This is a genomic window from Rothia sp. HMSC061C12 (assembly GCF_001815755.1).
GTDB classification, from domain to species: Bacteria; Actinomycetota; Actinomycetes; order Actinomycetales; family Micrococcaceae; genus Rothia; species Rothia mucilaginosa.
The window spans coordinates 1-11,784 of the sequence record NZ_KV821859.1 but is presented as its reverse complement, the minus strand read 5'-3'; the positions used below and the strand labels follow the sequence as shown (position 1 = coordinate 11,784).

Here is an 11,784-nt window from a genome sequence, read left to right as displayed (position 1 = left end):
GTGGAACAAAGCAAAAAATCCCAGTTTTTTCACTATCCCGCTCAATTTAGGAGGGCGGGAAGTTCCACCTGCCCACTTTCACGAACGTAGAAGACCCCGACGAGTTCATTACCTGGGGCTCCTGAAACCTAACAGCCTGCACAGGCAAAAATACGCGGTGGGGCACGACCTTTCAACAGGTCGTGCCCCACCGCGTTTATACGTTTAAGACGGCTAGAGCACCTCGGGGTGAACCGCCACCTCCACGGCGGCAGGCAGCACACGTGCGCTAATGCGGTACGCCGACGGCGCCGGGTCGCCATCCACCTCAACCGGCTGCGCACCATCCGGGAACTCCAGCACGACCTCGGAACCGACTAGGTGGCGAATCACCGGCAACTCAATACGCGGCGAACCCAAAATCGTGCGGCGCGTAACCTTCGCCATCAGCAGGCCCCACTCCACCAGGTCACGCGGCGACGCCACAATCACCTCAAGGTTGCCGTCATTCACATCCGTCATATCCGCCAGACGAATACCGCCCTGCAGGCGGCCACAATTCGCAATCAGCACCGAACGCATCGGTAAAATACGAGGCTCCCCACCGTCCACGCTGATACTCACCGGATGCGACCTGCCCAGCATATGCTTCATGCCGGACTGCACGTACGCCACCCAACCGAACTTCGCCTTAATGTCCTCGTTCGTGTCATTCATGACGAGCGCGTCAAAGCCCGCACCACTCATCACAAAGAACGTGTGTTCGGTTTCTTCGCCGGTGGTGCTCGTAGTCGTCATCTCAATCGCATCAACGCTCTGACCTGCACCGTTGAGCGCAATATCAATGCACGCCGCCACGTCACTGACCGGAATATACAGGTTGCGCGCCAGCAGGTTACCGGTACCCATCGGCAGAATACCCAGACGCGGCTTGCGCCCCTCATGATGCGCCAGCGCCGCCGCCACAGCACGCACCGTACCGTCACCGCCGGCAGCAATCAGCAGGTCAACACCCTCAGCGATCAGCTCGCGGGCAGCCTCAGAACCGGGCTCGTCCACGCGGGTGGTGCGCACCAGCGGCTGCGGGTGGCCGTTCGCCGCGAGGGTACGTTCCAGAATCTCGACAGCCGCCGCGGCGCCGGGCTTACTCGGGTTGTACACCACGCCCACGCGCTGCGCCTCACCGGTGGGCAGGGTCGGCAGAACGCCGAAAGGCGCGCCCAGTTCGATAGCGCGTCGGCGCGCTTCACGGCGGGCACGAGTGACGGAGGCGGTCAGAGCCGCCGCCGCAGAAACACCAAGGAGTTTACGGTAAAGAGGCATAGTTCTTAGACTACCCGCCTACGCAAAAAACCCGCCCACCGTTTACGCGGTGAGCGGGTTTTTCAGCTGGTTTTGATACGCCTTAGCGGGCGGGCAATCCCTTACTCAGCAGCTACTGCGATAGTTCATGGAGAAAAACGTAGTACTTGGGTCAGCTCACGCATCTAAATTCACCACTTCTTTGAACCAAGCAAGGTTAGAGCGCGAGTGAAGGACAATCACAACCTGCTTGTCACTGCCTTCGATAGCGCACGCCATCGATTCGAGCTCAGTGCGCTCCTCTGACGGAGTGAGACTCTTCAAGGTCTCATCAAGCAACACAAGCCGGGCAGCGCCGTCACGTAACACGGAACGCGCAAGCATGAGCCCGCTCGAATTCGATGCTTCAGATGCGAACGGATCGATATCTGGTACGATTACCACTTCGCCTTGGGGATACCGGCGGTATAGAGCATCAAGCATGACGGACTTCCCCGCGCCAGTTGGTCCAATCAAGGCAACCATAGAACACCCAGAGTCAAGAACGCTCTCAAGCAGAGCCAGGTCAGCAGACCGCACGGGCGGATAAGAACGGTCGGCCCGGTACTCTTCAAGCATCCGAACACGCTCCGCAGTCAAGCTGACTACACCAACCTGTTGCAGCGTCTCCACCGTAGATTGGATGCCAGATGACAGAGTTACTGCAAAATATATTACGACCGCGGGAGCAACCACTGAGTTCGATCCTTCGACCATCAGTGCCAATACCACTGCAGAAACATTCAGTGACAACACAAGCGACTGAATCAGTCCCGTACGCAGTGCGTAGGCGTTCGCCAACTGAATCGAGCTGCTGACGTATGCAGCCTCCGAATGAGCGTAGGCTTCTTCTCCAGCCCGACGTAGCCCTGCACTGACGGGCGCAGCGTGTAAGCCAGCCTGGGCACCAACCACCCCGATGAAGTCACCTCGGCGATTGGCAGCCGTCGTCGAGGCAGGGAGAATCCACTTTGAACCCTGACGCATAGCAAGCATCGCTAGGGGTGCTACCGCCAACACAACGATTATGAACAGCGGGGCGCCAGCCACTGCGCCTCCGATGAGCATAAAGGTCTGTAGAATGACCATAAATACCGAACCCAGGGCGCTAGGCACCGACATCTGAAGGTCGGAGAAGTCTTCACCCATCCGCCCCATGACCGCACCGCTTGTTCTAGGACTAGCGAATCGATCGAGCCTCCGTATAACCCGGTCGTGCAAATCGCTCAGCCTAGCGATGGGAGCCCAGTAGAGCGGGCCAAAGAACATGACGGACCCAACAATTGCTGCCAGTGCGCAAGCAGCTGACACTCCAGCAACCTGAGCAGACAGCCCATCACTGTGAGCAATCGTCAATGCAAAAGCAACTTCGGATCCGCTCAAGAGTAGGGCGCCACACGTAATCCACACCAAATGCGGTCCAAACAACAACAGGGCCGATCGTCGGAATGTGGCACGCTTCGGCTCAGGGTCAGGAAGGTCCTGTCCCTCGCTCACATCCGTCGAACCAGCATCTGCCTCCTTAGCTGCCCCGGGGCTATGAGCCTGCAACTCAAGAGGGTCTACCCTCGCATCATTGCCGGAGGTGAAGGCACTCGGTACGTACTCCTCCGAGCTTGCCAGAAGTGTGCACGTTGGCACGCACTCTAAGATCCTCTCGGCAACCACTTCTCGTGTTACAGGATCAAGCGCTGCGAACGTATCGTCCAAAATTAGCCAGTCCGGTTTGTCTGCCAAAACGATAGCGACAGCAGCACGGTGTCTCTCTCCTGACGACAAGGTTGTTGCGTCTTGCCAGAACCGCCCGATCACATCCTCAGTGAGCCCCATACCTAAAGCGAGGCTAGTGAACCGGGATACCTGATGTGGCGAAGCAGAAGCTCGCCACGCTGACAACACCGAATGGGACACTTCCGGGTTGCGTGGTACGAAAGCAGAATCGGGGGTGGTCACGGATGTGCGCAATGCTTCAGCGCGCTCAGACGTAGATGCAAGCACCTCTCTAGAATTTGAAGGCTGCCCCACCAAGTCCTGCTGTTTAACCGTGCAATTTGGAGACGACTCGAGCTTGTCGAGCTCACGCATCATTGGCACAGCGAGCCGAATAACCCGATAGTTTACGATGTTGTTCTGCACCGCTGCGTACAGGTAGCGGGCTGCCAAAATAATTCCAATACCGAAATGAGCGGATGGCCAGAGCCACGCGCCGAGAACCGCAACCACAGCGAGCACCGCAGTTAGTGCTCCCCGTTCAAGGAATCCATTCAGGACCTGCAACGGGACCCGTCTGCGCAGAAGCTGCTCTTCGGTGTTTCGGATGCTAGCGACCTTGTCCAGGGCGGTACCCCAGCTGGGGATGCTTCGCCCTCGAGGCAACGCGTTTGCTACACGCTGGATCCACTGCCTACGCTCTCCCTCTAGAGCGACGTACTGTTCCCATAGTCGGCCCACCAAGTTGATGAGACGGACGCTGACGAATACCAATCCAGTGATGAGCAACGCAGCGATGGCGCCGCTTGCACCATATAGCGCGAGCGAAGCCGCGAGAAAGGCAATAATCTGAACGGTTGAAACGGCGAAATCAACAACGAAGGCAAACTGGCTGATCTGTCCTGGGTATGTGAGAACATGCCCGTGAGCTTCCGGCGGATGGGATGACCTACTAAAGATGTCCCGGAAACGGCGGTATGTGAGCTGTCGAACCGCGATCGTGAGAATAAGCTCTTGGCGTTCCTTCACCCAGTACCCTAGGCTTTCAGCCAGGAAAGCGAAGATGAGTAACCAAATAGCACTGCCTGGGGTCCTCTCACCTGACGTTACCTGGCCGATACCTGCCGTAATCATCAGAGCCCCTGCAACATTCAGTAGGCCAGCGGTGAAGACGGTGAAACTCGTGCTCGTTGGCGCGAATACCAAAGCAAGCCAGCGAATCCGTCTCGGCAGGTTCCGCGCTATCCTTTGATAGCGCGCATACAAGTGTTCGATGGGCATGTCTCTCAGATGCAGGCTAGGAGCGCTCTGTGTTTCGCCCCGTCGCTTGTGATTGATCACCATTATGTTTCCAGTCATTCGGTATTCGAGTTCAGGTGTACGGCCTCGTTAATGAGTTCGTCGTTCGGAAAACGGGCTTGGAGGTCGGGCTCCCCGCATGCGCGGAGAAAACGTGCGTGTTGTGTTGTGTGTCACTAGTTTACCAGGCTCATCCCCGCATGCGCGGAGAAAACTCGAGAAGGCAGGTAGCGAGGGCGCCGCAGAAACACCAAGGAGTTTACGGTAAAGAGGCATAGTTCTTAGACTACCCGCCTACGCAAAAAACCCGCCCACCGTTTACGCGGTGAGCGGGTTTTTCAGCTGGTTTTGATACGCCTTAGCGGGCGGGCAATCCCTTACTCAGCAGCTACTGCGGGAATAACTTCGGCGCCACCCATGTACGGGCGGAGTGCTTCAGGAATACGCACGGAGCCGTCTGCCTGCTGGTGAGTCTCCAGGAGGGCAACCACCCAGCGAGTCGTCGCCAGGGTACCGTTCAGGGTCGCTACGGAGCGGGTGCGGCCCTTACGCACGTTGCCTGCCTCGTCCACGGTGTCCGGGGTGCGCTCGCGAATGTTCAGGCGGCGCGCCTGGTAGGTCGTGCAGTTCGAGGTGGAGGTCAGCTCACGGTAGGTGCCCTGGGTGGGGACCCACGCCTCGCAGTCGAACTTGCGGGCTGCGGAGGTGCCCAGGTCGCCTGCGGCGGTGTCAATCACGCGGTATGCGAGGCCGCAGCGCTGCAGCATTTCCTCTTCGAGGGACAGCAGCTTATCGTGCATCTCTTCTGCCTGCTCCACGGGGCAGTAGACGAACATTTCAGCCTTGTTGAACTGGTGCACGCGAATAATGCCGCGGGTGTCCTTACCTGCGGAGCCAGCCTCGCGGCGGTAGCAGGAGGACCAGCCCAGGTACTTCTTCGCGCCCTTCTCAAAGTCGAGAATCTCGTCGGTGTGGTAGCCGGCGAGCGCCACCTCGGAGGTGCCGACCAGGTACAGGTCGTCGCGTTCGAGGCGGTAGATTTCGTCGTCGTGCTTGACGTTGAAGCCGGTGCCGTTCATGATTTCGGGGCGGACCAGGGTGGGGGTGGTCATCATGGTGAAGCCGTGCTCGGTTGCGAGGTCGAGCGCCATCCACATGAGTGCCTGTTCGAGGCGTGCTACCTGGCCCTTGAGGAAGTAGAAGCGTGCGCCGGAGACCTTCGCGCCGCGTGCCATGTCGATGCCGTCGACGAGTTCGCCGATTTCGAGGTGGTCGCGCGGTTCGAAGCCTTCGGTGGTGAAGTCGCGGGGGGTGCCGACTTCCTTGACGACTACGTAGTCGTCTTCGCCGCCGACGGGTACGCCGTCGATGATGAGGTTTTCGATGCTGCTGATCAGTTCCTCGTATTCGGCGGTTTTCGCTTCGGAGGCTGCCTTTGCTTCGTTGACGCGGGCTGCGAGTTCCTTCGCCTGTGCGACGAGGGCGGGCTTTTCTTCCTTGGGTGCCTTTGCGACGGTCTTGCCGAAGGCGTTCTGTTCGGCGCGCAGGGTCTCGTATTCGCCGATGAGTGCGCGGCGTGCGGTGTCGGCTTCGAGGATGCGGTCGACGTGGGTTTCGTCCTTGCCGCGTGCTCGCTGGGAGGCGCGGAAGATGTCGGGGTTTTCGCGGAGGAGGTTAATATCAATCACTGTTTTATCCTACCTAATCTTACGGTGGGTTGTGGGCGGGGTTTGCGCTGGTGGGGCGCGGGTAGGTGCGGGGGTGTCTAGCGGCGGGGCGGCTGGTGGTGCCGTTAGTGGCGCTGCAGCTGTGCGGGGCGACCGTTCGGGAAGAGCGACTCAACCCATTCGTGTGCGGCGTCGAAGGAGCCGTCGGAGTGGATGGCGTCGACTTCGGTGTTTTCGTGGTCGGCGCGCGGGTAGGAGCCGAGGAATTTCAGCGTCGGGGAGACGCGGTGCAGGCCGCGCAGGGCGTCGCGCATGCGCGCCTCGTAGATGTGGCCGTCGGCGTCGATGCTGAACGAGTAGGAGCCCATGCCTTCGCCGGTGGGGCGCGATTCGATGCGGGAGAGGTTCACGCCACGCACTGAGAACTGTTCGAGCAGTTCGAGCAGGGCGCCGGCGCGGTTGGCGGGCAGCGGCACGGTCAGGGTGGTCTTATCGGAGCCGGTCGGTTCGGGGATGTCGGCGGTGCGGGAGAGCAGCACGAAGCGGGTCACGGCGTTCTTGTTGTCGCCGATGTTGTCCTGCAGTACGTGCAGTTCCGGGTGGTAGTTCAACAGCGCCGGAGAGCAGATTGCCGCATCGTAGGTGCAACCCTCTTCGAGCAGGCCGACAGCCGCCGCGGCGGTGGAGGAGCCGGGCAGGTAGGCGGCGGCGGGTACGTTCTCCTGCGCCCAGCCGCGCACCTGCGCCCAGGCGTGCGAGTGGGTGGAGATGGTCTTGACGTCTTCAATGCTGATGGGCTTCGCGGCGACCAGCACGAAGCGGATCGGTACGAGCACCTCGCGGATGATGCGTACACCCTCGCTGGCTGCGATAGCGTCCAGGGTGGCGCTCACACCGCCCTCCACGGAGTTTTCGATGGGCACCATGGCGGCGTCCGCCTCGCCCGCGTTCAGGCGTGCGAGCGCGTCGGGCACGCTGGTGGCGGGGATGCGTTCGGCGTCGGATGCGCCGGGGACGCTCAACAGGGCGGATTCGGTGAAGGTGCCGGAGGGGCCAAGGTAGGTGTATCGCATGCCACTATAGTAGCGTCTGCTGTGGAGGGGGCGCCGAATTCGGTGATAGGTTACGGTCTTTGGCGGTAGTTAAAAGACCCCACCAAAGTCACTAACCTATGGTCGAAAAACTTAGGTCATTACTGAAAGACCTAAGCCACCACCGAAAACCCAGGCAACAGCTGAAACCGCTACCTCACGAACTGGCGTACCCGCGCGGTGTCCCAGTACTGCGCGGGCACGCCTCCACCCATAAGCTCACGGGCGATAGCGGCAGCCTGCACGGAACCAGCCTCGGGCAGGGGAGCGTGCGAGCCAGCAATAATGACGTTGCCGCGGCGGCGGCCCTTCAACATTGCCGAATCCGCCACAATGCACACGTATTCGAACACCTCAAGCAGGGCGGACGCCTCCGCGCGGGCACCGGTCAGCGCCGGCCCGTCACCGCAGTTCAGGATGTACAGGCCACCGGGTGCCAGCGACTCGGCGACGGTGCGGGTGAACTCGACGGTGGTGAGCGCCTCGGGCGTGGTGTCCCCGGCGAATACGTCACGAATCAGCACGTCGCGGGATGCGGACGCGAAGGTCGCGGTGACGGCACCCGCCTCGCCCACGCGAATCTTCACGCGCGGCGCCTTGGGAATGTCGAACCAGGCGCGCACATACTCGGCGAGCTTGGCATCCAGCTCAACGACCGTGTTGCGGCTGGTCGGGTACAGGTCGGCAAAATAGCGCGCCATGGAGCACGCGCCGCCGCCCAGGTGGGTGATGCGCAGCTTCGCGGCGTCCAGGTGCTCTGCCACGTGGGAGGAGACGACCGCCGCGATCCAGCGCATGTACTCAAAATCCAGCTGGCGGGGCTCACCCACAATCACGTGGGAAGACTGCACACCATTAATGAGTAGCAGCCAGCCGTCGGCATGGTAGCCGTCAGGGACCAGCTCCGCCTCACCCGTGGAGATGGGGTACACGCCTGCCGCCGCGCCCTGCACGGGGGTGTTCTCGGTATCGTCGATGCGGTTCTTCTGCTGCTTCTGCGCCTTTTGGGACTTCTTGGGTGCCCTGCTCTTTTTCGCCATACCCACTAGCCTAGCCGACAGCCCGCACGCCCCTAGCGTACGCACCCGCAAGGAACCGCCTCCACAGGGGCCAGCTGAGTAGACTAGAACCCATGGGATTTGTATGTCAGGGCCGCTACGCGCTCGCACCAATTGAACCGACCGACGCCGAAAAATACGTCAACCTGCAGCTGAACTGCATGGAGCAAACCTACGACCCGATCTACTTCGACGCGCTCGGGGAAAGCTTCACCGCCCGCCACCGCGCCGAACGCAACGAATACCTCGAAGACTTCCACCGCCACCTCGCCTCCCCCACCGTGCGCGGCTTCTTCGCCTATGAGGTGCCCGGCTGGACCCCCGACGGCGGGCTCTCCTGCTCCATCGGCGCCCGCATCAACTGGGATAAGCCGGTCGGCCTGGCGCTCTCCCTGTGCGAGCCCTCCTCCTGGGAACTCGAACGCGCCGACAACCTCCCCGAACTGCCCGCAGGCACCCGCAAACTCGTGCACCTGTACACCCTCAACCACACACACGGCACCGGGCTCGGTCAGGCACTCTACGAGTCCGTCATCTACCCGGACGAAAACTCCTACCTGTGGGTCATGGCAGAAAACGAACGAGCGCTCTCCTTCTACGAGCGGCTCGGCTACCAGCGCAACAGCATCGAATTTGAGGCACGCGGCATCTGGGCACCCGGACGCAGCGTACGATACGCGCGCATCCTCAACCCCTAAACGCCACACCCCAACAGGGAAACAGCCCGTCCACATGACGCAGCGCACCGCACACCCTGTTAGGCGCCACCCCCACAACGCCTTAAGATAGAAGAGACCTATAAGCTCGACGCACCCGCGCACAGGAGCACATACACCCCTGCACAACCGCGGGACCCAGCGCCGAACATCGCATAGAAGGACAGTAAAACAATGACCACCGGTCTTTACCTCTCCGCTATGTCCCAGAACTCGGGCAAGTCCCTCGTAGCCCTGGGTCTAGCAGACTCCCTCATCAAGCGCGCAGACCGCGTCGGCTTCTTCCGCCCCGTATTCGACGGCGCAACCATCGCCGACGACCCCATGGCACGCCTCATCCGTGAACACTTCGGCCTGACCGAAGAGCAGGTCGGCGGCGCAGTCTCCATGACCGACGCACTCGCACTCATCGCAGACGGCGACACCGAAGAAATCTCCGCACGCGCGGTCTCCGCCTACGAGAAGGTCGCTGCAAACAGCGACGTCGTAATCGTTGACGGCGTCTACCTGCCCGCCAACGCGCTCTCAGTCGAATTCGACCTGAACGTCCAGATCGCCCGTGACCTTGGCCTGCCCGTCGTCGCAATCGTCGGCGCACAGGAAGAAACCGTCGAAGAAGCAGTCACCGCAGTCGACGTGGCACGCACCGAACTGCTCGCCTCCAAGGTAGACCTGCTCGCAATCATCGTCAGCCGGGCAGAACCCGAACTGCGCGACGAAATCGAAAAGTCCGTCAAGCGCGGCGACGCAAACCTGCCCGTCTACGTACTGCCCGAAATCCCCGAACTGAACGCACCCACCGTCGGTGAAGTTGCCGAAGCCCTCAAGCTCGACACCGAAGGCATCAAGGCAGAAGACCTCAGCCGCGACATCCACGGCATCAAGGTCGCAGCAATGAACGTCTCCAACTTCCTCAACCAGTTCGTCGACGGCGACTTCGTCATCGTCCCCGGCGACCGTGCAGACATCGTCGCAGCAACCCTCGCATCCGCACTGGCACCGACCTTCCCCGCACCCTCCGGCGTGCTGCTCACCGGCGGCCTGGACGCACTGCCCGGCAAGAACACCGCAGTCGGCTCCCTCATCGACAACGCGCCGTTCCCCGTGCTGTCCACCACCAAGGACACCTTCAAGTCTGCACGCGCAGTCTCCCGCGTCCGCGGCACCCTCGAAAGCGGCCACCAGCGCAAGCTCGCAGCGGCAATGGGCGGTTGGGACGAGCACGTCAACAAGGACGAACTGCTGGCACGCCTCGAAATTGAGCGCCCCGCATCCATGACCCCGCTGCGCTTCCTGCACAACCTCATCGAGACCGCACGCGCAAACCGCCGCTCCGTGGTCCTGCCCGAGGGTTACGACGTGCGTATCCTGCGTGCATCCGAAATCATTGCACGCCGCGACTTCTGCGACCTGATCCTGCTCGGCAACCCCGCCAAGATCGCAGAGATCTGCCGGGCCGAAGGTATCGAACTGCCCAGCACCATTCGTATCATCGACATCGAAAACAACGAGTACACCGAGGACTTCGCAGCAACCTACGCTGAGCTGCGTGCACACAAGGGCGTCACCATTGAGGCTGCTCGCGAGCGCATGACCGACCCCTCGTACTTCGGCACCATGCTCGTCTACAAGGGCATCGCCGACGGCATGGTTTCCGGTGCAGTGAACACCACCGCGAACACCATCCGCCCCTCGCTCGAGTTCATCAAGACCCGCCCCGGCACCAAGATCGTCTCCTCCGTCTTCCTCATGCTGATGGAAGACCGCGTTCTGGTCTACGGCGACTGCGCAGTGAACCCGAACCCCAACGCAGAGCAGCTCGCCGACATCGCGAAGGCATCCGCAGAGACTGCACGCCAGTTCGGCGTCACCCCCAAGGTTGCTATGCTGTCCTACTCGACCGGCACCTCCGGCGCTGGCGCAGACGTGGACGTTGTGCGTGAGGCAACCGAGCTCGTGCGCGCCTCGAACCCCGACTTCGCGGTTGAGGGCCCGATCCAGTACGACGCTGCTTCGAACATGTCCATTGCGTCGACCAAGCTGCCCGGCAGCGAGGTCGCTGGTCAGGCTACCGTGTTCGTCTTCCCCGACCTGAACACCGGTAACAACACCTACAAGGCTGTTCAGCAGTCTTCGGGTGCTGCCGCTGTGGGCCCGGTTCTGCAGGGTCTGCGTAAGCCCGTGAACGACCTGTCGCGCGGTACCACCGTTGAGGACATCATCAACACCGTTGCGATCACCGCAATTCAGGCACAGAGCCTGTAAGGTGCACGCGGCGCTGTAGCGTGAAGGCTGCGGCATTCCGTTGATATAGAAATCTCCCGCACTGGGCGGGGCATGCCGTGAAGGTGTGCTCCACCCGGTGCGGGAGATTTTTTGTAATTACAGGGTTTCTTGTAGTGCCATTCCCCGGTTAGACCTTGCGGGTGCGGCGGAGGCGCACATAGTTAATCACGTCAAGAACAGCCATGCCCACGGCGGTCAGAACCGGGCCGAGGGCGGGCGGGGCTCGTAGCCTTCTCGTCGGGCGCGCAGAGCGGCACTCAGGGCGTTACCCAGGTACAGGACGAGAGCACCGACGACGACCGCGACGGTGAGGGCACCGTCGAGGAGCGTGCGTGGGGTCAGCGGTGCGGTGCCTGCCTCAGCGAAGAGATTGAGGATGCGCACCGCGGCGTAGGCGTAGCAGAAGATGACTGCCGCGCGGATGGTGAGGGGTAGGTTAGTTCAGAAGGTTTTCATGCGGCCCCTTTCGAGGTGGAGGGCGGGCTTCTGTCTGGGTGTTACCCCAAGGATACCTAAGAACGCCGGCCTGTGATGCGAATCAATAGCGTTTGGGCTGGTGTGTTCTGCGTGCGGGGCGGGGTGATTGCTGCGCCGAGTTTAATCGCCGAGAAGCCACATGTGTTTCGAAAAGCAACAT

At 61.2% G+C, this 11,784-nt stretch carries 8 protein-coding genes; 2 read left to right on the top strand and 6 right to left on the bottom strand.

Annotated features, from left to right (window positions below):
• Window positions 1–213 precede the first annotated feature (213 nt).
• From HMPREF3055_RS04070 to HMPREF3055_RS04050, 5 genes are all read right to left on the bottom strand, one after another.
• Window positions 214–1,302 carry a diacylglycerol/lipid kinase family protein gene (locus tag HMPREF3055_RS04070; RefSeq protein ID WP_070738142.1) on the bottom strand — a complete coding sequence of 363 codons (1,089 nt, stop codon included), beginning with the start codon at window positions 1,300–1,302 and terminating at the stop codon, window positions 214–216.
• Between the two features lie 156 nt (window positions 1,303–1,458).
• Window positions 1,459–4,311 carry a hypothetical protein gene (locus tag HMPREF3055_RS04065; RefSeq protein ID WP_246826893.1) on the bottom strand — a complete coding sequence of 951 codons (2,853 nt, stop codon included), beginning with the start codon at window positions 4,309–4,311 and terminating at the stop codon, window positions 1,459–1,461.
• A gap of 395 nt (window positions 4,312–4,706) precedes the next feature.
• The gene (gene serS / locus HMPREF3055_RS04060) at window positions 4,707–6,017 is read right to left on the bottom strand and encodes a serine--tRNA ligase (protein WP_070738136.1); all 1,311 of its coding nucleotides are present in this window, start codon (window positions 6,015–6,017) and stop codon (window positions 4,707–4,709) included.
• Window positions 6,018–6,121: 104 nt separating this feature from the next.
• The gene (pheA, locus tag HMPREF3055_RS04055) at window positions 6,122–7,069 is read right to left on the bottom strand and encodes a prephenate dehydratase (RefSeq protein WP_070738134.1); all 948 of its coding nucleotides are present in this window, start codon (window positions 7,067–7,069) and stop codon (window positions 6,122–6,124) included.
• 170 nt (window positions 7,070–7,239) lie between these two features.
• Entirely contained in the window at window positions 7,240–8,127 is an 888-nt protein-coding gene (locus HMPREF3055_RS04050; RefSeq protein ID WP_070738131.1) for a spermidine synthase, read from the bottom strand.
• Between the two features lie 92 nt (window positions 8,128–8,219).
• Between HMPREF3055_RS04050 and HMPREF3055_RS04045 the strand changes: the two genes are divergently transcribed.
• On the top strand, window positions 8,220–8,843 hold the full coding sequence (locus HMPREF3055_RS04045; protein ID WP_070738128.1) for a GNAT family N-acetyltransferase: 624 nt from the start codon (window positions 8,220–8,222) through the stop codon (window positions 8,841–8,843).
• A gap of 192 nt (window positions 8,844–9,035) precedes the next feature.
• Window positions 9,036–11,126, top strand: coding sequence for a phosphate acetyltransferase (gene pta, locus HMPREF3055_RS04040; RefSeq protein WP_070738125.1), 2,091 nt, complete (start codon window positions 9,036–9,038; stop codon window positions 11,124–11,126).
• Between the two features lie 216 nt (window positions 11,127–11,342).
• On the opposite strand, the gene HMPREF3055_RS04035 is transcribed toward pta, so the two are convergent.
• Window positions 11,343–11,531 (bottom strand): hypothetical protein, encoded by a 189-nt coding sequence (locus HMPREF3055_RS04035; RefSeq protein ID WP_070633618.1) that lies wholly within the window; start codon window positions 11,529–11,531, stop codon window positions 11,343–11,345.
• Window positions 11,532–11,784 lie beyond the last annotated feature (253 nt).